The organism is Candidatus Uabimicrobium amorphum, from assembly GCF_009002475.1.
Taxonomy (GTDB): Bacteria; Planctomycetota; Uabimicrobiia; order Uabimicrobiales; family Uabimicrobiaceae; genus Uabimicrobium; species Uabimicrobium amorphum.
Genome location: NZ_AP019860.1, coordinates 7,071,111 through 7,097,392, shown reverse-complemented (window position 1 = coordinate 7,097,392; position 26,282 = coordinate 7,071,111). Strand labels below are relative to the sequence as shown.

21 protein-coding genes are annotated in these 26,282 nt (G+C 36.9%); 3 read left to right on the top strand and 18 right to left on the bottom strand.

Annotated features, from left to right (window positions below):
• Positions 1 to 39: 39 nt before the first annotated feature.
• From UABAM_RS24850 to UABAM_RS24795, 12 genes are all read right to left on the bottom strand, one after another.
• The gene (locus UABAM_RS24850) at positions 40 to 3,552 is read right to left on the bottom strand and encodes a WD40 domain-containing protein (RefSeq protein WP_151970698.1); all 3,513 of its coding nucleotides are present in this window, start codon (positions 3,550 to 3,552) and stop codon (positions 40 to 42) included.
• 77 nt (positions 3,553 to 3,629) lie between these two features.
• The gene (locus UABAM_RS24845; RefSeq protein WP_151970697.1) at positions 3,630 to 4,136 is read right to left on the bottom strand and encodes a hypothetical protein; all 507 of its coding nucleotides are present in this window, start codon (positions 4,134 to 4,136) and stop codon (positions 3,630 to 3,632) included.
• Positions 4,129 to 4,965 carry a GIY-YIG nuclease family protein gene (locus UABAM_RS24840; protein ID WP_151970696.1) on the bottom strand — a complete coding sequence of 279 codons (837 nt, stop codon included), beginning with the start codon at positions 4,963 to 4,965 and terminating at the stop codon, positions 4,129 to 4,131. Before UABAM_RS24840 ends, UABAM_RS24845 begins: the two co-directional genes overlap by 8 nt.
• Before the next feature lie 112 nt (positions 4,966 to 5,077).
• A complete protein-coding gene (locus tag UABAM_RS24835; protein ID WP_151970695.1) occupies positions 5,078 to 5,617 on the bottom strand; it encodes a hypothetical protein in 540 nt (179 codons plus the stop codon).
• A gap of 34 nt (positions 5,618 to 5,651) precedes the next feature.
• Positions 5,652 to 6,230: a recombinase family protein gene (locus tag UABAM_RS24830; protein ID WP_151970694.1), complete on the bottom strand. Its 579-nt coding sequence runs from the start codon at positions 6,228 to 6,230 to the stop codon at positions 5,652 to 5,654.
• Positions 6,231 to 6,414: 184 nt separating this feature from the next.
• Positions 6,415 to 6,846, bottom strand: a complete 432-nt coding sequence (locus UABAM_RS24825; protein WP_151970693.1) for a hypothetical protein — start codon at positions 6,844 to 6,846, stop codon at positions 6,415 to 6,417.
• Between the two features lie 10 nt (positions 6,847 to 6,856).
• Positions 6,857 to 7,327 carry a hypothetical protein gene (locus UABAM_RS24820; protein ID WP_151970692.1) on the bottom strand — a complete coding sequence of 157 codons (471 nt, stop codon included), beginning with the start codon at positions 7,325 to 7,327 and terminating at the stop codon, positions 6,857 to 6,859.
• Positions 7,328 to 7,567: a hypothetical protein gene (locus tag UABAM_RS24815; RefSeq protein WP_151970691.1), complete on the bottom strand. Its 240-nt coding sequence runs from the start codon at positions 7,565 to 7,567 to the stop codon at positions 7,328 to 7,330.
• A gap of 181 nt (positions 7,568 to 7,748) precedes the next feature.
• The gene (locus tag UABAM_RS24810; RefSeq protein ID WP_151970690.1) at positions 7,749 to 8,684 is read right to left on the bottom strand and encodes a hypothetical protein; all 936 of its coding nucleotides are present in this window, start codon (positions 8,682 to 8,684) and stop codon (positions 7,749 to 7,751) included.
• Between the two features lie 16 nt (positions 8,685 to 8,700).
• Positions 8,701 to 11,832 carry a type I restriction endonuclease subunit R gene (locus UABAM_RS24805; RefSeq protein WP_151970689.1) on the bottom strand — a complete coding sequence of 1,044 codons (3,132 nt, stop codon included), beginning with the start codon at positions 11,830 to 11,832 and terminating at the stop codon, positions 8,701 to 8,703.
• A complete protein-coding gene (locus UABAM_RS24800; protein ID WP_151970688.1) occupies positions 11,825 to 13,198 on the bottom strand; it encodes a restriction endonuclease subunit S in 1,374 nt (457 codons plus the stop codon). Before UABAM_RS24800 ends, UABAM_RS24805 begins: the two co-directional genes overlap by 8 nt.
• On the bottom strand, positions 13,195 to 15,165 hold the full coding sequence (locus UABAM_RS24795; RefSeq protein WP_151970687.1) for a type I restriction-modification system subunit M: 1,971 nt from the start codon (positions 15,163 to 15,165) through the stop codon (positions 13,195 to 13,197). Before UABAM_RS24795 ends, UABAM_RS24800 begins: the two co-directional genes overlap by 4 nt.
• Before the next feature lie 548 nt (positions 15,166 to 15,713).
• Between UABAM_RS24795 and UABAM_RS24790 the strand changes: the two genes are divergently transcribed.
• Together UABAM_RS24790 and UABAM_RS24785 are read left to right on the top strand one after the other, a co-directional pair.
• Positions 15,714 to 16,583 carry a GP88 family protein gene (locus UABAM_RS24790; RefSeq protein WP_151970686.1) on the top strand — a complete coding sequence of 290 codons (870 nt, stop codon included), beginning with the start codon at positions 15,714 to 15,716 and terminating at the stop codon, positions 16,581 to 16,583.
• A gap of 1 nt (position 16,584) precedes the next feature.
• Positions 16,585 to 16,803: a hypothetical protein gene (locus UABAM_RS24785; RefSeq protein ID WP_151970685.1), complete on the top strand. Its 219-nt coding sequence runs from the start codon at positions 16,585 to 16,587 to the stop codon at positions 16,801 to 16,803.
• Between the two features lie 920 nt (positions 16,804 to 17,723).
• On the opposite strand, the gene UABAM_RS24780 is transcribed toward UABAM_RS24785, so the two are convergent.
• The 3 genes from UABAM_RS24780 to UABAM_RS24770 form a co-directional block, all read right to left on the bottom strand.
• Complete coding sequence (locus tag UABAM_RS24780) at positions 17,724 to 18,026, bottom strand: helix-turn-helix domain-containing protein (protein WP_151970684.1); 303 nt, start codon at positions 18,024 to 18,026, stop codon at positions 17,724 to 17,726.
• Positions 18,027 to 18,248: 222 nt separating this feature from the next.
• Positions 18,249 to 20,519 carry a phage/plasmid primase, P4 family gene (locus UABAM_RS24775; protein WP_151970683.1) on the bottom strand — a complete coding sequence of 757 codons (2,271 nt, stop codon included), beginning with the start codon at positions 20,517 to 20,519 and terminating at the stop codon, positions 18,249 to 18,251.
• 117 nt (positions 20,520 to 20,636) lie between these two features.
• Positions 20,637 to 20,903, bottom strand: a complete 267-nt coding sequence (locus UABAM_RS24770) for a helix-turn-helix domain-containing protein (RefSeq protein WP_173013561.1) — start codon at positions 20,901 to 20,903, stop codon at positions 20,637 to 20,639.
• Positions 20,904 to 21,137: 234 nt separating this feature from the next.
• Here UABAM_RS24770 and UABAM_RS24765 point away from each other — a divergent pair, with 234 nt between their 5' ends.
• Positions 21,138 to 22,346: a hypothetical protein gene (locus UABAM_RS24765; protein WP_151970681.1), complete on the top strand. Its 1,209-nt coding sequence runs from the start codon at positions 21,138 to 21,140 to the stop codon at positions 22,344 to 22,346.
• Positions 22,347 to 22,847: 501 nt separating this feature from the next.
• Here UABAM_RS24765 and UABAM_RS24760 read toward each other — a convergent pair.
• The 3 genes from UABAM_RS24760 to UABAM_RS24755 form a co-directional block, all read right to left on the bottom strand.
• Positions 22,848 to 23,762, bottom strand: coding sequence for a DUF559 domain-containing protein (locus UABAM_RS24760; RefSeq protein ID WP_173013560.1), 915 nt, complete (start codon positions 23,760 to 23,762; stop codon positions 22,848 to 22,850).
• 83 nt (positions 23,763 to 23,845) lie between these two features.
• A complete protein-coding gene (locus tag UABAM_RS34025) occupies positions 23,846 to 23,968 on the bottom strand; it encodes a hypothetical protein (RefSeq protein ID WP_261343908.1) in 123 nt (40 codons plus the stop codon).
• Positions 23,969 to 24,229: 261 nt separating this feature from the next.
• On the bottom strand, positions 24,230 to 26,221 hold the full coding sequence (locus tag UABAM_RS24755; protein WP_151970679.1) for a tetratricopeptide repeat protein: 1,992 nt from the start codon (positions 26,219 to 26,221) through the stop codon (positions 24,230 to 24,232).
• Positions 26,222 to 26,282 lie beyond the last annotated feature (61 nt).

The window sequence follows — 26,282 nt, the reverse complement described above, 5'->3', positions numbered from 1 at the left end:
TTGTCAAGAAACCTCTATTTTGTCCATTTACCTTAATACTTATTTTTTTGCCAGAGACATATCCTGATTTACAGAGTATGAAAAATCAGATGTTAATATATTCTTATTAAATGTTTCTGAGTACTTAAAAAGCTCTATTCTTGGTAAACGCCATATTTTGACGATGTGATCACTGGAGCCTGAAACTATGTATTTACCATCTTTACTGAATGCTATTGATTTCACAGATTCGTTGTGTCCCTCAAAGCTAAACACTTGTTTACCCGTAATAATTTCTTGCAGTAAGATATTTCCATTTTCTAATCCCAGCGCTATTAGAGAATTTCGAGGGGAAAAAGCTAGAGAAACCACTTCACTACTTTCCAGGGCTATGACTAATATTTGTTTATTTTTTTGTATATCCCACAACTTAACAGTTTTGCCAAGCGATGCTAAAAGTAGACCGTCAGGACTAATTGTTATTGAATCTACTGGTGAGTCATGAGTATCAAATATTGATGAAGTGCGCTTTTCTAAATCCCATACTCTAACAGTTTTATCCCATGAACCAGAGAATAGTGTTTTTCCATTAGGGTGTAGCGCAAGTGATTTTATATAGTCACTGTGATCGTTTAAGATACTCATTTCTTTTTTTGAACCAATATCCCATATTCTTATTGTTGTATCTAAAGATCCTGAAATTATATAATTGTTATCTGCACTAAAAACTAATGAGCTAAGAGGTCCAGAGTGCCCTTCTAAAACAGATACCTTTTGCAGTGTTTGGATGTTATACAACTCTATGGCATTATGTGTTCCTGCTGCAACTAGAGTGTTATCTCTGTTTAAAGAAATCGAATTTACTGGAGAGCCACAAGTTACAACTTTTGTTGCGTGTTTATTTGTAGTATCCCATATTCGTACAGTGGTATCCCACGAACCAGAAACCACGAATTGCCCCTCAAACAAAACAGACAAAATATAATCGCTATGTCCGCGAAAATTATGGACTGGCTTATTTTTTCCTAACTTCCACATTTTTGTAGTGTAGTTCTCTGAGTTGCAAGCTATAGTTTCATAGTTGGGATTAAACGCTATCGAGTTGTAAAAGAAGGTTTCCTCAATGGCATATACTTGTTTTCTTGTTTCAAAGTTCCATATCTTCACACTTTTATCACAGGAAGCGGATGCAAGGTATTTTCCATCTTTACTAAAGGCAGTACTAAACACATAGTCACAATGTCCTCTAAATTTATATTCTTCTTGCTTTGTTTCGAGATTAACAATTATCACATCGTTATCTTTAGATGCTAGAGCAACCGAGTTTTGGTTTGGATGGAATGCTACCGAATAAAAAGTACCTTCGAAGAGAAGTTCTTGTTGTTTTGTAGAGATATTCCAAGTTCGAACAGCTCTATCGCATGAAGCAGAAACTAAAATCGTTCCATCAGGGCTAAAGGCTATGGCGTTAATTAAAGCATTATGTCCTTCAAATGTATGTAACAATTGGTGTGTGGAAAGATCCCAGATCTTTATTTTAAAATCCTTTGCTGCAGAAGCGAGTAGTGTTCCTTGACAATTAAATACTACTTGTTCTATCGATCCACAATGCCCTTCAAAAAGATATTTTACATCTTGGTCGATATCGTATAAGTAAACCTTGTTGTTTTCTAAACCAACAGCGACATATTTTCCATCTGGACTAAACGTAACGGAGTCAACACGAGATGGAAAAGTAACCTTTCGGTCTTTTTTTGTAATTAAATCATGGATAAGAAGACTGTTGTTACAGGTATTAAAAACTAAAAAATTTCCGTCGGGGCTAAAAGAAATAGATGATTTTTCATTGTAAATATTTTTGCCCCCTGGATTGCTCCAAAGTAAAGAGCTATAACTACGATTTTGGCATATCCAAATCATTACGTAGCTAGTTTTCTTTGCGGTCTCAATTTGGTTTTCCTGTTGAGTATTTGGTACTTCTATACTTTTTAAAAACTTCAAACTTTCCAGTGCATAGGCTCCGCATTGATTGTATAAATTCTCTGCGGTATGAAGATCAATTACATTTTGGGAACCTTGATTATGAATGTTATCTAATAATTGTTGATACGTCTCTTCGGATTTTCGCAAAGCTATTTGGGCAAGTTGTATGTATGCGTCATTCCTTTGTTCAACGATCTTTTTTTGTAGTTCCTCTGCCATCAATTTTAACTTTAATTTTTTATCACGTGCTTCTTCGATTTCAACCTTTAGTTTATCAACCTCTTTATTGCCTTGAATAGTCGCAATTTGTGCATTTGCTAATCCAAAATCTTCATGCGCAAAGGCTATCTTGGCGTACTCGATACGTGCGTTTTGTTGTCCTTGTTTAGCGTCTTCATTTCCATTCCATAAATCAACTGCTTGGTCAAATCCAAAAATAGCCTTTGAAAAATTTGTGTATAAAATATCAAGCTCGTTTTCTAAAAGCTCATTTTTAATTTGATTACAGCATTTATTTAGTACAGTTTGGGCCGTATCTGAAATCATTAGACTTTCGCGATGTTTTAAGTAGTTTTGAAGATCTTTACGAAAATCTTCAACCGCTTGGTAACGTTTTTCAATTTCTTTGGCCATGGCTTTGTGGCAAATTTGTTGGAGTTCTCTGGGAATTTTATCTTCAAAAGTTGGTAGCTTACCAGTAACTGCTGCAACCAAAGCTCCTATAGTACTTTCGCCATGTGGAGGTTTTCCCATTAGAATGTGGTAGAGAATTCCTCCAAGAAGATAAACATCAGTCCATGGCCCAATATTTTCGCCTACCCCCTCGGCTAATTCCCAAGGCATGTAGCATGGTGTTCCCATAGGAGACTTTACCATAGATTTATGAATTGTTATTTCGTCAGATTTATCTTTATCTTTAACGTTTACAGCGATACCCCAATCCATCACTAGTACTTCACCAAATTCTCCTACCATAATATTTGAAGGCTTGAGATCATTATGAATGATATCTTTACTATGGGCATACGCAACAGCATTGCAAACATTTAAGAGGATTCCTAGATGCGCCTCCAAATCGTATGAATTTGCTTTTTCCTTGTGGTAGTCATTGCGTGGGTGTAGTAAGTGCTTCCATTCTAAGCCACCTACTAATTTCATCGCTAATATTACTCCACCATCTTGATCTTGACTTAGCTCATGCACTGGAACAATATTAGGATGTTCAAGATAAGCTGTAACAAGCGATTCTGATATAAACTTACTCTTGCTAGCAGAGTTTTCTTTGTTGGGGATAATTTTCTTTATAGCTATTTCTCGCATTAAACTATTCTGTTTCCCCTTAAATATAATCCCCATGCCACCGCGCGTAATTTCATTTAGAAGTATGTAGTTAACTGATTGCGTTGCTAAAGAGTTATTTGTTTCCCCTTGTGATTCATTTTCAGTGCTTGTGATTGTTTTGTATATAAAGTCCAACGGTACAGTTATATCTTTAGTAAAATTTACGTCTTTGTAAGTGTGCTGTGGGTCAGATTTGTCTATTTCAGGAATTATATTCCCCCATAGTTTTATAGTTTTTTCGCTGTCCATTGTAGCCTCATATTGTTCGCATTTTGTAATATCACTTTTTTCATAATAGGAGTTAATCGTTTTTTTTGTAAAAAATGTTATGTAGTTAAAAAGCTACAATAATAAAATTTCCCCCTTATACTTTTGCATCTTTTCTTTATGATATCCATATTCAATTTGGGGAAAGAAAATGCGACAAAATACCCTTTTGCTGTCGGGTTCATCTCTAAGAGAGACTCAAGTTTCTCTATATCTTTCATTGCCAATTCTTCGTTTTTCTTGGAGTGTGCTTTGAAAAACTTAATTTCCACAATAGCCAGCACATCATCAGCAAAAACTTCCCAGAAAAACTTTTCTTGTTCGCGTTTTATACCTTTTTTTACATAGATAGATAAATCTGGCTTCTTTGAAAGCTTACTATTTCCATCGCGAAAAGAAGTTTCGGTATGTATTGAAAAACGATCACCTAATTCACCTAATATTCGAGCATAAATATGGCATTTGAAATCATCTTCAGATAAAAAACAATATGGTGACTCTTTAAATTTTTCTTGCACGTCAATAATCGATTTTTCTAATAACTTTAGAGCTTCCCTCTTATTCATTCCCGTTCTCCTGGCTTTCAATTTCTTTCAATGTTTGACCATCCTTATCTTTCCACTGAATCAGGCCATTTGTATTACCACCCCTAACTATAGCTCCAGCAGTACTTGGACTAGAAAAATCATGATCTCTAGTAAAAATGAGGTAATCATTTTCTTCAATGAGAATTTTTTTATCAAGTAACATTTGCCTTCTATTTTTAATAGCATTGCTCACAGAGGGTCTCAATTTAAAAACTGCTTGTGACCCTTTTAAAACGATAAAACCACTGTTAGTTCTGCGACCTTTTGCTTCCAATTGCTTTATTTTGCAGTAAAGGACTGAAGACTTTGCCTTTGATTGTTTCGTTGAAAAGTAGTATACACCTAGAATTGGTAATATCTGGTAAACACATTCTAGAAAAGCGTTCATGTAAGCTATTTCGGACTCCGGTAGTTTAGCTCCACTTGTTTGCGCATTATGAACACTAACAGCATCCACTTCTCTAAACTTATCGATGAGTTTACCTTCGAGATATTTTATATGCGATTTTGTTAAGTTATCGTCTTTACTAATGAAGGTGATTACTTGTGTCCAGTCGAGTGTTTCATGTTTTTTTAAACGTCTGCCAATATCCTCAGCTTCGCCAATATACACTGTAGGATTGGAATCCTCTTGGTCACCAAAGAGTAGATAAATACCCGGTTTTTCAACTTCGTCTCGTTTTAGCAATGTGTTAAACTCATTGCGAGGGCAAGCTATTGCTTTGCCAGACCAATTTGATATTTCTGCTATTCTTAGACCGTCAGCATGTCCTTGGGCTAAAAATAATTTTATTGTGATAGGATGCATATAAGACACCTCAAAGATTATTAGTATGAGTTTTAATTCTTTAATTTAGGTAAAATTAAAATTTTCGTTCATAGATGTGATAAATATTTACTCCACTTAAGAAATACAAAAGTTATTCTCTAATATTGAATTTTCCCTCTTCGTTTCTTTGATCTAGCTCTTGTCCTAAATTAATTTCTAAGTACAGTGTTAAATACCCTAGTCCGAGAGCAATAGTTCCACCAAGCGCAAAAAAAACACCATCCATCTGAGCTAGCCCAAATTGTTTTAAGATGTTACTGTGCGCTAATCGTATAACTACAACCGTCCACAGTATAAACCAACCAACAAGGTAGTTTAGTACTCCTTTTGTTGGTGATGCAGGTATTCCAAAGTGAATATACATGTAAGTAATTATTAAAAGAGAGATGCCTATTATTATAATAGAGGGATCTTTCAAAAAGTATAACACCATGCCGAAGCATAAAGGCGTTACCAATTCTATAGCACTCGAAGAAACATTGTAAATTTTCTTACAACCAACACATTCATATTTTTTGTTGTAAAACAAAACATTCGGTAGGAATAGAAAGAGTGTTGTGAAAAAGTTTTCTTGTCTAAAAGCAGAACTACCGCAATTTGGACATTTTTTATTTAGTAGTTTTAAATCCATTATTCCTGATCCAGATCTAAATATATTAGACAGGTTATGTTTTTGATAGGTGAGACCTTTGTTTGTGTTCTTCAAGATAGCGATAAAAAGTCCTTTTGGCAATTCCAAGGCTTTTGCATATATCTGTAACAGGTGTTTTATTTTCTTCATAGAGTTGTAGTGCTATTTGAAATTTTTTGTCATCAATTACTCTTTTGCGGCCGCCTTTACGACCACGAGCACGCGCAGCCGCTAAGCCAACTTTTGTTCTTTCCTGAATAAGATTTCGTTCTAACTCTGCAAAAGCTGCTGTAACATGAAAGAAAAACTTCCCTGTAGGAGTCTCTGTGTCTATAGCCTCTCTTATACTTCGAAATGCAACACCTATCTTTTTTAAGTCATTTACAAATTCGATGAGCTGTTTTACCGAGCGTCCTAACCTATCTAAACTACAAACAACGAAAGTATCACCCTTTCGCAGCTGGTCCACAGCTTTCGCCAATTCTTTTCGGTCCTTACTAGTACCACTGGCATGTTCTTTAAATATTTTTTCGCACCCTATTTTCTGTAACTGATCTACTTGACCATCTAAATTTTGATCTTCAGTCGAAACCCGTGCATAACCAATTAACATGTTATATCCCTTTCTTGCCAAAACTCAACTTTTGCTGTTAATTTTGGCATTTTGATTTTGGCATGAATTTTAGCATGAAATATTGGGGGATTACAAGGTAAAAAGGAAGGATTTTAAAAGAGTGCCAAAAACGGCCGTTTTTGGCGTGAATTATTTAGAGCTGAAGTGCTTATAAAGAAGATAATTATTTTTGTGATTTTTTTAATTGTGTTTTCAATTTTTCATTTTCACTTTTGATCGCTTGTAATTCCATCTTCAAAAGCCTTTTTTCTACCTTAATGGCTTCTTCTACATCAGTCTTATAACTAGACTCAAGTTGCTGTATCTTTTTTTCTGCTAGTTGATATTGGATTCTTACTACAACGATGTATACACACAGACATGATATAGCTATTAGATAAATTTTTCCGGCCTTAAACTTTTCTTTCATATACTTATTTTTTACAGCTGCGGCTCCTCTTTTTTTAGAAGAGTTCATTTCGTTGTATTGTTTTCCATGCTCCATGGCACTATAGATAGCAAAAATTGCCATAACTGTCGGAATGGCAATAAACGCCAAGTTAACCCAATCTCTTATTACGTCGATATTATTATATAGGTAATATAGATATTCCATTTCTTTTCCTTTATGGTCCAGTATTTTTCTTTTCCATTAAAGCTTTTTTTAGTTTTTGGATTTCCTGTTTTAATTTTTTATTATGAGTTTTTAGACGTTCAATTTTTTGGTTTTTCTTTTTTATTTCTTTTTGTAAGTTTTTATTTGAACCAGTGAGACTTTCGTTTTCTTCGTTTAGACGATCATTTTCTTTTCCTAAACGGTCATTTTCTTTATCTAGTCTTGAAGACTCTTTTTGAAGTCGCTCATTACTCTTTTTCAAATCGTAGTTTTCAGATTTCAAAGCCATTATTTCTTCTTCATTCTTTCTTATTGTTTCTTGTCTGACTTCGATAGACTTGTATATATCTTTTAAATACATCTCTTTCTGTGACGGTGCGAAGTACACAAAGATTGCCCAAATGGTACCAATTATTGTAAAAATACCAGCTATTATTGTAAAAATATTAGCTATTTTATCTGTGGAAGAATTGTCTTTCATTTAATCTTTCTCCCCCATTTTACTTAATATTTCTTTTAGCTCTTGTTTATGTTGGTAATCTTTATGTATAAACATTGCTATAGTCATAAGAGTTACGCAAAGTAAAAGAAGGAATATTTTTTTCGTTTTTTCGAGCTTGTTTGTAAGATCAGATATCACTCTTTCTTGTTCTTTTATTTTGCTTTTTTGTTCCTGTATTAACTTTTGTTGATCATCTTTTTTGCTTTGACCTTGTGACACTTTTACCTCTTTTCTTTTTTTACGTACGGTTGAATTATCAAACTTGATATCGAATATAAATATTTCGCTAGATATTTCGGTATTGAATTTTATTATTCAACTAGCAATCAGAGTGGTTTTTACTCCGATCATAATTTTAGCATAAACAAATCAACAATAAAACATATCGTTTTGAACGATACTAAAGTCCCAAAATCTGCTTCTTCTTAGCGCTGTATTCTTCATCGGTAATGAGATCTTCTTCCCATATCGCTTTTAACTCTCTTAACTCTTCAGCTAGCGATTTTTTATTTTGAGAAGTTTGCTCATTATTTGGAGTTTCATTTTTTTCTGTCGCTTGAGATTGAGTTTCGATTAATTCCTCAATGAGAAGTTTATCTTTATGCCCAATATTTTTGTTCACGATATTATCAGGTTCTGGTAAAGATCCTTTTGGGTATATTTCGCGTACTAACTTCTGGTTTTTATCATCGGATTTTTTCTCTATCTCTTCTTGCTTTGGATCGTCGTTCGCTAAATCTATTTCATTTTCAACTTTTGACACTTCTGGGCGTTGGGCAATTTGTTCTATTTCTCTTAAAGGCTCCATACCCAAGTCTTGCCGTAAATCGTTCATTGCGCCATATATCAAAACGTAAAAATTGTATGCTTGATTTGCAATGGCTTTGTCAGAACATTTTATTTTGACCTTCATTTCCGGCTGAATTTTTTCGAGATCTCCGAGTAAACGCTTTTTCTTATCTTCCAAACTTTCACTTGTAAGCCATTTATATGCAAGAGCACTTCCAATTCCAACAGCAACCGGCAATGCAGCAAGAGCAGCTATGCCACCAAGCATAGATCCACCGATAGCAGCTAACCCACTTGCGATGCCTGCTGCTGACAACCCTGTAATCCCAGCACTATATAACGCTGCTAAGCTAATAGTCGCACCAATTCCCAAACCAGCAGCCCCGGCTCCAGTAGTTCCCATATCAACACCTTCGGCAAAGCTCAACAACTGCTCTACTTCTTCGGGCATTTCTGCCATTTGCTTTTTGGGATTTTCGAGGAAGAATCTTGCTTGTTTGATTAATAAAATAATAACGCTTAATTCTTTATCGTTTTTATATATCACTTTTCGCTCCTTGAATTTAAGTTGCGTCTTTTAACTTATGATCAAGCCATTCGTAAATTAAATTATCAAATCTTTTCTTTAGCTCTTCGTTCTGCAACAACATCGTTGCCATTGTTTCATGTGCTGTAAGGCTATCCATAATTGCATTTTTTGTTGCACCTGGAAGGTTGCCTTTCATCACCTTATCTTTGGGGTTGTTTTTGACTTGATCTATGATCTGTTTATCCTGAACCAGAATATCAGTGAGTGCACTGAAGTAGCTAAGAGAATAATTTTCCATAAGATCAGCGTCTCGAAATAGGTCATTAATTTGTTGAATAATTTGTGACATTCGGTCTTTTTTGGGGTCTTTGCCTTTTGCCGAGCCGAGAGCGTTTGTGGGCTGTAGCTTTTGTTCTGCCTCTAGTTTTATGGCATGCTGTTGTAATTTGCTTAAACGGTAGTGGGTCAGTACGACATCATTTAGGTTAATTGGGTCACTAGTTTTTTCTGTTTTGAGGTGGCGAAATAGAAAGCGACTAAATATGTTGAGCTTTTCAAGATCGGTGTCACCGAAGGCGATAATTTGCGAAACGAATTCGTAGTAGCGTGAGAAGCTACCTAGGTCTCTTTTAAATATCTTGAGTTCGTCAATTTGCTCGCGCGTTTCCTTAATTTCTACTTGGATGTTGCCAATGCGAATTTTATCTTTGTCTTTTTTCGCGTAGTGTAAGTTGCGTTCCAGGTTGAGTAACTCATCTCGTGTTTGTTTGTAGCGATTATTAAAGCGGTCTACCGCAGGTTGAATAATCGATTCCAATTTTTCTTGGGTTTTGTTCTTTGGATCGTAAAATGCGATGGCAAAGGCATCAACTTCTTCAAGAGTGTAAAGGCGCGATGCGTTGAGTTTATCTTGCATATCATACACAAGGTTAGGATCAGACATATCCGTAAGCTCCGCAGTACGGTAGTATGGCTCAAATGCCGCACGTACTTCCTCCGCGTTGTTGACAAAGTCGAGAATAAATACCTCATTTTTACCGGGATAGGTACGATTTAAACGAGAGAGGGTTTGTACACACGCCACACCACCAAGAGATTTGTCAACATACATCGCACACAATTTGGGTTGGTCAAAACCGGTCTGAAATTTATTCGCGACAAGCATCACTTGATAGTCATTAGAATCGAACGCCTTGCGTAGGCTACGGCGATTAAGACCTGGATTCATGCTGCGTTCGCTAAACTCCTGATCTTCGTCCTTTACCGTACCAGAAAAAGCCACTAATGCACGTACATTGTCATAGTTGTTTTCTTCAATATAAGCATCAAACGCTTGCTTGTAACGTACCGCCTCCTTGCGACTTCCCGTTACCACCATCGCTTTAGCTTGTCCATTCAGTAGATGGGCAACATGACAACGAAAATGCTCAATCGCAATCTGAACTTTTTGCGAAATATTGTGAGGGTGTAGTTTTAACCAACGATAGATCTGACTCTTGGCACGTTTGGTTTCAATTTCATTGGTGTCGTGCTGTGGATCTTTGTGTGCAAGTTGATAGGCCATCTCATACGAAGTGTAGTTACGCAACACATCGAGAATAAAACCTTCTTCGATTGCCTGTTGCATCGTATATACATGAAATGGTGCGGGAAGATTGTCCTTGTTAATCGGTGCATCGGGGTTGGGAGCACGACCAAATAGTTGGATCGTTTTTTCCTTTGGTGTGGCAGTAAAGGCAAAGTAACTAATATTTTTGGCTTCTTTTAACGAAGTAATTGACATCGTCAACATATCCTCAGCACTGATCTCGCTGTTTTCATCAATGTATTCAGTCGTTAGAGTTTCGATGAGTTTTTTGGCTGCCTTACCTGTTTGTGAAGAGTGCGCTTCATCGGCTATAATCGCAAAGTTTTTCTCTCGCAGTGATTTCTGTTTGCGGATTTCATCGAGAACGAAGGGGAAAGTCTGTATGGTGACAATGATGATTGCTTTTTCTTCGGTTAGAGCTTGAGATAGTTGTGTTGATTTAGAGTTGGAATCTTTGCGATTGATGTGCGCAATTACTCCTTTGTGATGGTTAATGCTAGAAATGGTACCTTGCAGTTGGTTATCGAGTACGGTGCGGTCCGTCACCACAATGACTCCATCAAATATTTTTTTATCGTTCTCATCATGTAATGCAGAAAGTTGATGAGCTGTCCAGGCAATAGAGTTCGACTTTCCAGATCCAGCACTGTGTTGGATGAGATATGTGTGGCCAGCTTTTTCTTTTTTTACCGCTGCGAGTAAATTGGTAACGGCTTCCCATTGGTGAAAGCGTGGAAAGATGAGCGTTTCTTTGATGGTTTTCTTGCCATTAATGTCTTCCTTTTTCTCACTCTTGAGATGGATAAAACGTCCGAGGATATCGAGCCACGCATCCTTTTGCCAGATCTTCTCCCACAAGTAAGCAATAGGATAACTATCGGAATTGGGTGGGTTTCCGGCCCCACCATTGTTGCCCTGGTTGAATGGCAAAAAGAACGTGTCTTTTCCGGCAAGTTTGGTGGTCATATATACCTCAGTACTACTTACCGCAAAGTGTACCAATACACGTTTGTTGAATACGAGAAGAGGTTCTTCTTTGTTGCTTTTGGGATCTTTGGGGAGTCGATTTTCTTTGTATTGGTTGACCGCATCATCAATCGATTGAGTGACATCGCTTTTTAGCTCCACTGTGGCTACGGGAATGCCGTTGACAAATAGCACTAGGTCAAAGGAGTTGTTATTGTGTTTGGAGTAGTAGAGTTGTCGTACTACTCTTAGGCGGTTTTTTTGGTAGTGGTCTAGCAAATCGGGATTAGCTTGGTGTTCTGGTTTGAATTGGCATAGTTTGAGTTTCGCTCCTCTGTCTTTGACTCCTTCGCGTAGTACCTTAAGTGCACCATGTTTTTGCATTTGTTTGGCGACCATCTGGCAAATGGATGTTTCAGTCTCGTCTTTGTAAAACTGTTGGAGTTTGGCGATTTCTTTTGGGCGTGTGTCTTTCAGGAAACCGATGAGGTCTTCTGGGTAGAGTGCCAGGTCTTTATTGTAGTTGCTGGATTTGCCTTCTTCCCAGTTGTTTTGCGTTAGTTTAGAGACTATGTCGTTTTCAAAGTCTTGTTCTTTTTCGCGATCAGTCATTTTGCGCTTCCTCGATTTCTTTTGGAGTTACTTCGTTTCTTACATCTATTTTTCCAGTGACTGCTGCCGTGATTAAAGCGATACGTTTTTCTTTTAGAAGTGCTATGGCTGTTTGGGTTTTGTTGATTAGAACGTCTATTTTTGCAGTTTTTTGATTGAGATACGTTATAATATTTTTTTGCTCAGTCAAACTGGGTGTTGATATATTACAAGATCCTAAGGTTCCAAGGTATACAGCTGGTTGTGCACTATATCCTGCGTTTTTCAAGAGGTAATTTTGGAACATAAAACTTTTAAAAAAGTAAAATAAAAATTTGTTAATTACTCTTTTATTAACTCTTATAGTTGCAACATTTCTTTGTGTGGCAAATTTTTCTTTTAGCTTTTGAACCAAGGCAACTTTCCCAATTCCACCGATTATACCTAGTTGTATATCCCCACTCATTACCAAAAAAGACTTTGTTATGGTTTTGAAATCTACTTCTGAAATTTTAGAATCATCATCTCTAAATATAAACAGATCATTTCGTATATTTCTTACACCTAACAAACGATACCCTTCATCAACTCTTTTAAAAGAACTATGAGTACCGTCTTTCAAAAGGACTGTTAATAACTTTAACTTGATGCTATCCCAATGCTCAGGTATTTCTCCCAACCACTCTACTCCGGAATCCTTCATTTTTACGTTGGGATCGAGTCCTTTGGTGACGGCGTGTGAGATCACTGCCTGGCGTTTTTCCTGTAAAAGTTCAATCAACTTTTGTTGTTTGGCAATGATTTTGTCTATTTTTGCCGTTTCCCTGTCGAGAAATGTGGCAATGGCTTTTTGTTCGAGGAGAGGGGGAAGTATTAATTTGAACTCTTCTACAGCTTCTTGGGTAATACCATGAAAAGTTGTACCTGATTGCCTCAAGGCAACAAATACTTTAAAAACAGGTGATATCAATAAATAGTAGGCATACCTCGCTATATATTTTTGTTGTAAATCTCTAATTATGAGTAAATGGCTATTGAGGCAAGCTTTGCCTGGTAATTCTTTGATATGTGCTATCTTTCCAATAGTTCCATCTTTTGTCATTAGCAGATCGTTTTTCTTAATCCAAATATCTTTATCGAGTTGATATCTTTCTTCGCTAACATGGTAACAGGCTTCCCAATTTACACCATCTTTTTTATCAAAATGTGCTCCTGTTACAAGGTAAGGACCTAATTCTGTATACTCATCCTTACGCAAATTTTGCCAGCCAACGCGTCCTTTTACATAAGAATTAAATTTTATTTTTTCTAAAGACCAATGATTGGGTATTTTAGTAGTTTTAGGCATAACAGAATCTTTATACTCAGGATAGGGTTGATAACTCACGAATGAACCTCCTTAAGAAGTTCCAATATCTTCTTGGTTACCTGATCCAAATCATGATCGATTTCCTGCAAACTTCGTGGCGGAGTGTACTTGTAAAAATGGCGATTAAACGGGATCTCGTATCCGACAACTCCCACCAGTCCATCCTTGTCATCTTTTTTCTTCTCATCAATCCACGCCTGTGGTACATGAGGTTTGACTTCGCGTGCGAAATACTCTTCGATATTCTCGGTAAGTGTTACGTTTTCATGATCGCGTAATTCACTATCTGCTTCGATTTTACCTTTCTTATCGCGACAGATTTCCGCATCCTCACAACGCTCTCCGAGATTACTCCACACAAATTTCAATTGCGATGCTGATAGCTTTTTGTCTTCGCGTACTTGCTCAAATGCGATCATAAACTGTTCGCGGCTATTGTATTCTTTGCCAACGAGTTGCTCCAAAGCATTGATGATATTCTTCTGGATTTCGCCCTTTATTTTTCCCCACGCTTTTTCTTGTGTCAGTTCGTTGATCTTTTCTTCGCTAATCGCAAACTTGAGTTGCAGTGGTCTTTCCACGGTAATACGCCGATAACCAAAGCTTTTATTGGCGAAAACTTTACAAGTATCGCTCTCCACAAAATTCCCCACGGTGCGCGTGATTTCTGCGATATGTTCTTCGGTAAGGTAATTGCGCTTGCTCCCTAAAGACTTGCGCATCTTGGCAAATAACTCTGTGGCGTTGACCAGTTGTACTTTTCCCTTACGTTCTTCACTTTTGTTGTTGCTCAAAATCCAGATATAGGTAGCGATTCCGGTGTTGTAGAACATATCTGTGGGCAACGCGACAATGGTTTCTAGTAAATCACGCTCTAAAATATAACGACGAATCTCCGATTCCCCTGATCCTGCTCCACCGGTAAAAAGTGGTGAACCATTGAGGATAATGCCAATGCGACTCGTTCCATCACGTGAGTCGTGCATTTTCGAGATTAAGTGCATCAAGAACAACAGCGAACCATCGCTTACCCGCGGCAAGCCAGGACCAAAACGTCCATCATAACCTTTTTGCGTATGCTCTTCTTGGATCACCTTCTGTACTTTTTTCCACTCCACACCAAACGGTGGATTAGAGAGCATATAGTCAAACTTCTCTCCCCACAACTTGTCTTCGGATAAGGTGTTTCCCTGCTTGATATTGGAAACATCCTGCCCCTTGATCATCATATCCGCTTTACAAATCGCATACGACTCGTCATTGAGTTCCTGACCAAATACGCGAATTACTGCCTGAGAATTGAGCTCGTGGACATACTCGGTAGCCGTGGACAAGAAGCCACCCGTCCCAGAGGTAGGATCATAAATGGTGCGAATCACCCCCGAACCAGCAATCGCCTCATCATCTGGCATCAACACCAATGAAGTTGTCAAACGCACAATATCGCGCGGCGTAAAGTGTTCCCCTGCTGTCTCATTCGAAGCTTCTGCAAAGCGCCGAATCAATTCCTCAAACACCAAACCCATATGGTAGTTGTCAATGGTTTCTGGATGCAGGTCTATGTTTTTGAACTTTTCCACAATTTGATACAGCAAGTTTTTCGCAGCGAGAAAGTCAATCTGATCGCGAAATTTAAAACGCTCGAAAACATCCCTGGCATCCTCGGAAAACGAATCGACATACTTCACCAAGTTCTCACCGATATCTTTTTGCCCCAGCGTTGCCAGAGCGAGTTTTGACGTATTGTAAAAAGACTGCTCCGCCTCACGTACCAGAAAGTCGTGTGAGGGAATACTGGAGTCTTTGAGTTGCTCGTGTTTGGTGATCACCTTGTCGCGTGTTGGTTCGAGTACGCATTCCAGGCGACGCAATAGAGTAAAAGGAAGTATGATCTTGCCGTAATCGGATTGTTTGTAGTCGCCACGAAGCAGGTCCGCCACTGACCAGATAAACGCAGCGGTGGAAGAAAAAGAGGAATCGCTCATGTTGTCCTTTCCGTTTTTGGTGTTCATTTTTTGTAAAAAAGTTACTTTTAACGTTTTATCTGGGTGCCAGGTCGAAGTATGTTAAACTTCCCGTTTTGATAATGTAGTAGTATAAACTAGTAATACTATGACAATCGGTCCATATTATTATTTACATATTTCTTAATAGATGTGTGATTACTATATTGCAATAAAAATAGCCGCTAACTCTTTAAAATAAAGGATTTTTAGCCATTTCGCTGTTGCGAATTGCGCGTAAGTATTGTATAATGTTAGTACAAACCTAGAAGATTTCCCTCTATATACACATCACCAAATTTCCACTATTCTACCTCATCTATTCACTACTAAATTTCTCACCGGAAATCAGAAAGTAGTTTAACATTCAACCTCTAAGTTACGGTATAAATACGTAATCTGGGTAATGGTTTAGATGTGGTAATAGTTTTTTTTTCCTGATGTATAAATGTGTAAGGGAGCCTGCCGGGGCTCCCTTTTTTTATTAACTTCACTTAAAAATGTATAATATTTAATATAGGAAAAAAGCTATGCCAAAGCAACTACTTTTCCTATCGTGGGGGAGTAGTAATCCTAAGGTCAAGAAGTGTAATCTTGAACTTGGGTATCTTACTGCTATTTTAAATCTTTCACCTCATTACGAATCCCAAGTGCAAGTTTCGGATAAGGAAACTTTTCGCAAGTGGATTGGTATCTACGAAAACTACTACAATGTTTGTCCTTTTTCTTCGCGAGGCTGTCGGCAGCATTGTCTGCATTACAGTGGAAGAAGTAAGGTGTTTGAGCATATTAGCCGCAAGAGAATGCAACGCACGCGCATGCTGCTTGTTGATCCGGCGTATGCTTTACAACAAATCATTAAAGACATTCGTATCGTTGTTTCGGAAGCAAATAAAAACGATAAGCTACCAGCGATACGTCTCAACGGAACCTCTGATCTGGCATGGGAGTGTTTGTACTTCTATCCCGATTTTAAACCTCGTTGTGGTTCCATTCTCATCGAAACAAATCCCAGTGACGCTAAACGACTTGGAGCGATCAATATATTTGATCTGTTTCCTGGCGTGCAATTCTGGGACTATACCAAAAGATCCGACCGCTGTTTTACGTCTTTACCAGACAACTACAGTCTGACGTTTAGCAAGTCGGAAGCAAATGATCTTTATTGTCAACGAATACTACAGCGTAAACACGCGAATGTTGCTGTGGTGTTTCGCGATCACAAACCTAAAACCTATTGGGGGCACCAGGTAATCGATGGCGATGAACACGACCTACGATTCCTTGACAGTGATCCCCAAGACAATCCTGTTATTGTTGGTCTAAAGGCTAAAGGAGACTCTAGCGAAGACCAGTCAGGATTCGTCGTTGATGTAACCGATTCTCAAAGAAAGGAATAACATGTCACACTACAACAGACAAATTCATAACAAACATCAACGCCTCAATAAGAAAATTGCACCTGCTGGCAAAAGCATACCGCAATTAATCGAAGATGCGATTTCTGGTAAGGAGTATCTATCGATTCAAATTCATAAAGCCAACACAGAAGTACAGGTTGAGTACCAACCTAACGCTCGTGGTGGCAAAGATGATCTATCTATTCGTATTAAAAATTAGGATATGAATATGACTTCACACGAACAGTTTATTGACTGCTACTGCGCTGAATTGCAGCGAAAATTACGTAGCAGTTTGAAGTTCTTCCCTGATGATTGGGATGAACGATATATTTGTGCGCTAGCAGTGATTATACTGCTGCGCAATCAACATAATTTAAATGATATAGTTCATAAAGTCAGAAGCTCGTTAACATACGGGTATCTGGACATATAATATATAAAGCCCGACCAACTCTAATGCTTGGTTTGGGCTTTTTTTATTGTGAATCATGCGCATGAATATTGTTTTTTGTAGAGATAAAAGTACGTTGTCATTTTTTTATTTTTACCTAATTGCAGCATATGGCTTTTATGGAAACGTGCTCAATTATCTATGGAAGCGACGAAAGGCCTATTTTTAAAATGATTATAATACTCTATTTTGATAAGCGCAATTTTTTAGATTTGATTCTATATGCTTGTGTAACAAGGATGAAAAACATAAAAATTCACGTAATTTTTTATCATAACTTTTTTATATAGTAGTGTCTTTTTGTGTAGCAAATAAGAATAATAATTATGGGGTGTTGGGTTAGTAGTATCTTGTTGAGGAAAACATTTAGACTTGATTGATGTGCACAACGATAGTAAGAAAGTTGTTGTTTTTTCATGAAGTAATCGCAAACATACGATATGTATTCATTAGTTGATTGATGTCCATATGTGATATTATAACTATTTAAGTTTGCTATTATAAAATGATTTACCTCATCAAAAAAGTCCAGAACCGTGGACTAAATCTTTCGTATAGAAAGGATACCCAGGGAACCCCGAAAAGTTTACCTCATTAAAAGTCCAGAACCGTGGACTAAATCCATGAAATTAGACACTAACATAAAATTGTTATAAGCCCAACATTAGGGCTCAATTATTCTTCGGTTACATGTAGGACACCAATCTATTTATGGATTCTCGCGTAATAAGAATGTGACTCTTTTCACCGTGTCCTAACTTTATGCCTGTTAATTTTTGTTGTTTCACTAGTTGCCTAATACGCGCAGGAGACATTTTTAAAATTTCAGCAACATCTTTTACTTTTAGGTACTTTTGCTTTTCATCCCCTTCTTTTCTGTGCAGTATTTCGAGAACTTTCACTAATAGTGCATTTTGTTTTTTCAGCTGTTCTAGAATCGCGTCATAGGTGTCAGTTTGGAATATACCTTTAGAGGAAAGATCCACCATTGAAAGTACTCCTTATTCTCAAATTAATTTTACCAATGCGTTTTTCACATTTATCGAAATTTTCAACGCCATCGTATTTACTAACAACGGCATTGAAAATTATACAGTGTATAGTTAGTTACTTAAGATTTGCATATGTTGCATAGGCAAATGCACACACTTTTTTTTCTCATAAATTAGTGTGTTCTTTTTTCCATGCAAACCATGCAACACATACATTCGTCATTTTTTAATTTTTATTCCTAAGTAAACACAGACTTGTTTGCCACTAAGGACTTTTCTAGCCTTGTTTATCTTTTTACTGATTATTTGTTTACCAAAAGTAGACAAAGATAGAGGAACGGAGTTCCTTTTTTGACAAATTTCTATATACTTGTCATATAACTCTCCCACCGCAACATATTTGTTTACGTCTCGTTCGCAAAATTCAGTCAGAAAGTTATGAACTGTTACTTGAGAAACGGTGTTGATTTTTCTTTTGTCAACATTCTCTACTTCTGGGCATGGGCTAAATTTCCAGCCATTGTTAATCAAACGACTAAGTCCTTCTATCGCCCAGTTGAACACCCCAGAAAGTTCGCCATCAATTTTTGCTCGAAGGTTATTATCTCTTACGTTTTCGGGAAAAACCTTAGGGAAAATGAATATATCCAATCTACGCCAGAAAGCTTCGTCCTCATTAGAAACATTTAAAAAACCGTTAGCCGAAAATGCTAACTTAAACTCGGGCACAAACTCATATCGGTCTATAGACTTCCTTTCTGTAGATTGTCGTGTACCCGTCACAAACTCTTTAAAATCTCCAGCATTTATTTGTTTGTTGTTTATTTCTACATCACCAGAGACGTTACAACGTTTACCTTCTAAAGAAGAAGAATCAAAACGGCCATTGATAAGTTTATCTAAACTACAACAGCTAGCATAATCTCCTAAAAGATTGCGTAGCGTATCCAAGATAACACTTTTTCCATTAGATTGTCTTCCCAAGAGGTATAAAACTTTTTGAATTTTTCGTTCGGGAGATAGACAGTACCCAAACCATTCCTGAAGTCTTTTTATTTTTCTTGTGGAAAAATCTAAAGATGCTAAGAACTCCATCCATACAGGGCACTTAATGTCTTTATTGTATTTGAAGTTCAATCTCTTTGTAAGGTACAAATCGGGATTATGTCTGACAAATTCTTTGGTGTAAATATTCAAAACGCCGTTTTGCAGACAGATTACATCCGTATTCTTGTCGAAAAGAACATTTTCCTTGGTAAGGTAATTCTTAATCAAAAAGTACTTGTTTTCTATCTTCGCTTTAGATGAAAAATCTAAACCTACAAATTTTTGAATGTCTGATTTGATAACTTGCTTTCCTTTTTTCCTCCAAACTCCATTTCCAAACTCCCAAAAATCTCCTTGTGTGTATAATAGATTTCGAGATTTACAAAACCTACTAACAATCTCTGCAATTGTTAGTTTTGGAGTTTCGTTACCCAAAACCACTTGTTGAACCGTTTTCACATCTGGCCTATAAACATTCTGTTGGTACAGAATTCTTCTGAGTTGGGCAAAAGATTTTGGTTTTCCTGACATTCTACAATTGGCCGAATGGCATTTGAAAAGCTCTTTACCATTCCACTCGTAGATACTACCACTAGGCTTTTGGTCGGAATGAAAAGGACAACAAAAGCTACGCTCTTTAGTAATGGTAATACCAAAATGTTTCTCTAAAAGAGACCTAATTTTGCTTGTATAGTTTAGAGGTTTATCTTTTTTGTTATTACCTTTTACTGGGAAGTTGTTACGACGGTCACGGACAAATTTCATAACTTTTTCTACACTATTTTTACGAACAGCTGTAACGTAAGTCCAGTTTTCTGGACTTTCAAGTGAATACCATTCGTTTTTATTACGTATTTTAGACCATTCGCGTTTTTGTCCTAAGGCACAAGAGTGGTAACGACCAGGGAGTCGTACAAAGTTACCTTTTCCTCTTAATTCTCTGGTTTTAGGAAACTTCTCAATTGTTTTATCCTTCTCTATTGAATGAACAAAATCAAATGCAAGAGAGACAGGTATTGGCTCGGCGAAAAAGATCCAAATGTGAAACCCACCAACAGAGTCCTCCACAACGTAGTTGATATTCTCTGCGCCTAAGACTTTACAAGTTTTTTCTACCTTTCTATAAAGTTTTCCTTTTACAAGTTTAAACGTTTCTTTACGGCCTGTTTCGATAAACGTCCGTTTTGTCTTTGTGTCTACGTCAAAATCTATGCACACCCGTTCACATAATCGATTTTTATTGTAAAGATAAGAACCAATTGTTACTTCACCTTTGATATGTTTATATATCATTTCATCCGTCAACGTTTTTGCTGTTATTGGATGTGCTTTCCTTCCAGGCGCTTTTTTAATATAAAGACCATAGTGGTCAGTGGCGCTTATAAACCAACTTTTTACGATAGCAAAAGATTGGTTGAAATCTTTGGTATTGCGTGATACCATATATGGCTCCTAAATAATAAAGGTAGGCAGATACCTACCTTTGTTAACCAACAAATTCAGTAAGGTAGGCGGCCACCTAACTTACTGAACACAAAAAACTCTCTTTACATACTCCTCCTATTCAATAAATCCTTTACCTTGATTAATTAGATTATCAATAAACGTTTTGGGAATTAGGTAACGGCTTTGTTTATTACCACTACCAATTTTAAAACCTTCGATTTTTCCTTCTTGTATTAACCTCCTAATAGTTCCCTCTGATCTTTTTAAGACACGCGCAACACTGCGAACATCCATAAATCGATCATTGTATTCTTTTTGTTTTAGAAGCGACTCTATGTTTTCGACTTTATCAAGAATTACTTCTAGGATGTCTTTGTCCAATCGATACCCTCCTTGTTCATACATTTTGTTCAACAACGATTGGTATTGATAAACGAACATGTGTGTTCATTGCTAATATTTTATAGCTATTAAAATAAAAAAACAATGTAAATATTTGCAGTAAAAAGACTTATATTTGCTTGTCTTTTTTAGACAAAAACTGACTATTGACAAAAATAATTTAAGTATATATATATTAGTTAATTATGTATTTCTGTGTGGGAATTGGTTATTTTGTCTACCTTGTTTGAACATGAAAATTTTTTTGAGGATTATAAAATGAAGTGTTTGCACCAAGGAGGAAATTGCAAATTAACGGATATTCTCAATATCGATGGAACTATTTTACAAGACTTGCTTCCTTGTATGGATTGCGATTATTTATTTGATAAAGGTAAACTTCCAAGATTAGGTATACACGAAAAAATCTTTTTATTTAGTTTGTACTTAGAACAGCAAAAAAACCTTTTTGGATTATCGTCGTACTTAAGTATTAGCAATGAAAATTTTCTTTCGTACAAAACTAAGTTTCCAAAACGAAAATTTGATATATTTAAAAAGTTGACAACACACAAATTTATAACAAAGGAATACATTCCATCAGGCTATGAAATACCTAAAAAACAAGAGTATTACATTCCCCATTTTGAGATAGTAGATGAGCAACTCAGAAAAGGTTACTTGTATATGACTCCTGACAATGTAATTGTTGAGAAATTAGATTTACATAGGTTTAATAAGTCTTTACCAAAAGAGATGGTTATTCAACCTGATCGAAAATCTAATATATGGCACATTATATGTGGACATACCAACAGGCTTTTATTTGATGTATTGGTATCTCTGAATCCTAAATATACTGTCGTTACTGCCTACAATTACCAAAATTATGCCAGTTGGTATATGACAAAACACTACTCAAAAAAAACCTTCGCCAAACTCACTCCCTTTGCAATAAAACTAATCGAAGACCAACCTTTACCTTTTATAAATACTTTTCTCAAGACTTTTGGAAGTCAAGGATATACTGATAACGCTAAGGACAAGATATATAAGGATTTTGTTAGCACAGATGAGATATATAAAGACTTTCTTCGCCAATTAAAGTATAACAATCTCACTGTTACTTACATGGAAGAATTTTCGAGTTTAAGAAATGTAAGCGGTGCGCAAATTGAACGTTTTTTTAGTAAAGTAGAAAAAAATGAATTATCATCTATTACACGAAAAATGAACCACTTGAATTGGGATGCATTTTTGAAAAGTGTTAATAGAAATCCAAGCAACGAATATCTAACAAAAAAATTCAAGGAAAATTGTCATAATCAACTATCTACCCTTGTTTCGCAGATGCAAGCAGCGCAGGATTTTACGTACCATCAACAAATTGTTGAAAAAGCTCAGGAGGTACTAAAATTACTTAGTAGTGCAAACGCTTTCTGAAGAAGATAATACACCTAAATCGTGGCTAGATGGTGGTTTAAAATGTGTTGTATGTTGCTGTATGGTATGATATGATGGTAGACGAATTTAGAGGAGTTATGTAGGCAAAAACTCTATTTCTCACCTAATTACTTACCTCACAGCCCAGTATTTTTCTGGCGCATAGAGGGGGATGCCCTCCCCTAATCTTATTCCATCCCACTAGAACCTGAAGGTAAAGTATATGTTATTTGGTGAAGTTGTTTATGCGATTTATTAACCTCCTGATCGATTTGGGCAAATGCAAAATAAAAACTCCGTGGAGTGTCCGGGTGCCAAACACCTAAGCGTTTGTTACAGAAAACCTTTGGCCCTACACTCCTTATCAATTGCGGCATTTCCAATGTTTTGTCTGTTCGACCGATTATTGTGTAATACTGAATAAAAAATGGCGTCAAGTTTAACTGTTGGTATATTTGATGTTATTTTGAGACACACTGAATGTGTGCCTCAAAATCGCTATTAAGTTTGCGCTATTTTTTCTTGGTCATACAAACGTATTACACTGCCGGGTTTTATTTTTAAAATAGCGTTCACAAGAGTCTCTAATTTCACTTTGTGGTGAAAACGAATAAGACCATAGTTTTGAGTTATTATTTGCTCACGCTCTTTTTCCTTTTGCGCATCATAACTGCGATGGCAATCATAACCATTGCATTCTAAACACAGTTGCAACTCAGGAACAAAATAATCAACATAGTAGCGGTATTTTCCAATGGGATGGTTACATTTAAAATCAAAATCCGAAAAGATTTCTTTCAATACAGAGCGCCACTCAATTTCACTTCGACTATCAAGTTTTGCAAAAGTACCCAGTTGCCCAAACATTTCCTGTTTTATTCGTGCAGTGACTTCTGTATCTATGCCAAAAATAATTTTTACGATATCGTGTAAATGATAACCATTCATGCGCGATGCTTTACTACCAAATGAGCGGATCCTTGGAGAGTCAAGCTTTATGGGTTTGATTTCGTAACTATGTTTGTATAAAAAACTGTTGAGTGTGCTAATCGGAATGTTAAGAAATGAAGCAATGTCCTTTTTGGTTGCAATATGTTGATCTACTGTGCAATGAAATCCCATTTTTTGAATTAAACTAATGGCCTTAGAATAGTGATTTTGTGCTGTTTGCTGTACCTGTGGAATAAAACCACAAGCTTCCTGTATAGCAGACTCCAGTGCAGTTCTCACCAATGATTTTAAAAGAAAAACACATCTTTCACCAATATGCTTTTGGTTTTCTCTTAGCTGACGGTAAGCTAGAGCCAAAGCGTACATTGATATAAGAGACTCTATGATTTCAGCATCATAAACTTGAATACTTCTACCTTTGTACGGACAGTTGTTTGCTGTAACTTTAACCGTTTTAGTCACCATGCTCAAACCTTTTTCATTAAAGCGATTGAGCTTGTTTGGAAACCCTTTAGTCACCATGCGAATTAGAGCTGCATGATTCATATCTAATAAATTTGCAACACCTCTTCCCTCATTACAGCGGTGTGGTCATTCAATACGTAACCATCACTAACAATACCAGGTATTATTTTTACCTGTCCGTAGTAAACAGCTTTTACTTCTGTCAATTGAAACCTCCTTTGCAAGGTTCTTTGGTAATATTATGTGAGACAACTGGCCAAAGTATCCAGCTTTCGGGAGCTACCCTAGTCTCACTTTTCAATATACCAAATGTAAATTTCAAGAGTCAAAAGAAATGCTATTTCGAAAATTGAATTACTACCTGGATGTAACAAATTTGAATTTACTTTTATATTGATAACAACTTTGTAAAAAGTGAACATAAATAAAATACTGGTGTGTCCGAGCCCCGAACACCCAAGTGTTTGTTACAGAGAACCTTTGGCCCTACACTCCGCAATCCATTGTGGCATTTCCGATGTTTTGTCTGTTCGACCGATTCTTGTGTAGTACTGAATACTTTCTTCATAGCATTTGATCGCTTTGGCATAATCGCGCAAAACATCTTCGTGTATAATACCCATTGTTTCACATGTCGCCGCGGCCATGGGAAAATCACCTATTTCCACCATAATGTCAAGTCCCTTTTGTGCGTAGTTCAGTCCTTCGTTGAAATTCTTGAAGGCCAAAAAAATCGAGGCGCGGTTGCTATAAATTGTTCCGAGTATTTTTTTGTCTCCGATCTCTTTGCATATTTTTTCTGCTTCCACGTAATACCCTACAGCATCATAGTATTTCTTTTGGTGGTAGTAGATAGCCCCGATGTTATTTAACTGTCGTCCTAGCCCTTTTTTATCTCCTAGAATACGCGTGATCTCTAGAGATTCCAAGTAGTATTTGAGTGCTTCATCATGTTTTTGCTGATTACTGCATACGCTACCAATGTTATTTAATCTTGTGGCTAAAGAGTATTTGTCACCTAACTCTCGCGCTATTTCTACGGCTTCTTGAAGGTATTTTAAAGCTTGCTCGTGATGTTTTTTGTCGTGATATATCATCCCGATGTTGCCAAGTAAAGATCCCATATTTTTTTTGCTAATGGCTTTGCGATTCATGTCCAAAACTTTGAGATAGACTGCCAATGCATCGTCTAGTTTTCCCTGAACACTATAGATGAGTCCCAGATTGTTTAGTGATCTTGCTAGTTCTGTCTCTGATCCTGTTTTTTGGGCAATTTCTTTGGCTTTTTCAAAATAATCTAGAGCTTTATGATATTCACCTACGCCGTGATATACTAAACCGATATTGTTGGTGATTTTCGCTATTTCAAGCTCGCTACCAGAGTTGTCCTGACAAATTTTAAGTTGGTGTTCCAGGCATTCTATGGCCTCTTGTGTTTTACCACTGTGCTGAAGTAGTCGCCCGTATATACTAGAGGCATCTACCTGCTGTAGATGCTGTGTAGCCCATTCTGTCAAAGCATTTTTAAAACGTACATTTTTTTGCTCTCGCCATGACTTTTCTTCTTCGGCACTGTATTTTGTACGTTCTATCTGGTCACTTTCAGCTATAAAGTGGTCAAAAATATCAGGGAGTTTACCATGGACAACGTAAGCTTTTTCTCCGTACATCGCATCTAGCTTCTCAACATTGGGATTTATCGGTTCTTTGTAGTTGGGCAGTTCTAAAAAATTCCACACAAATCCTTGGGCCTTTTCACTTGCTGAAACCATGCGCAAGTAGTCCAAATCTATTTTTAGATCCGCCCCACTGTATCCCCAAAAGACAAAGCCATAGTCTGCAAGAAGCAACTCAATGGCATCGCCAATAACGGGCAAAAGACCTTTCGCTTCTTGTTCAACAGTTGCGGTAATGGTTCTTGGTTCACTAATGCAGCCATGTATTTTTATGATGTGTATGGTGTCTCTACGAAAGTTTTGCGGAAAAGAAGCAAACTCTTCCTGGGTACGATATGTAACGTAATCGATATTTTCTTGTTCTAAAGCTTTTTCTATAAATACATCAAAGTTGGTCGTAATAATGTATTTTAGTAGCCCATTTTTCGCCATTTTGGCGAGATAACGATGGTTGGCATTGGGTTGTCCGTCTTTGAGAGCACGAAAACATTCAAAATATCCATAGCAATTTTCAGATATTTTAGATGCGACAACCTCGGGGGTTAAGCCTTTTTTCCCTGGCGATGCAATCATCGGAACGGACACTAAGACATCAAAGTATTTTTGTAAAAAAGCGTCTCTAGAACTAACGGCCTCTAGTGTATAGTCGCGTAATTTATTCCAGTCCGGTAAACCTGCAGGCGGTTCTAAACTTATACCTGCACCAGCGAATACTACCGCTTTTTGGCTGGCAAATAAATTGGCGAGATGTTGATTTATGGGGGTATTTTTTTGAAACTGCACGAAATACTCCTTTTATTAGTTGTTTTGCAGAAGTTAGTGTGCCTTATGGTAAACTACGAAA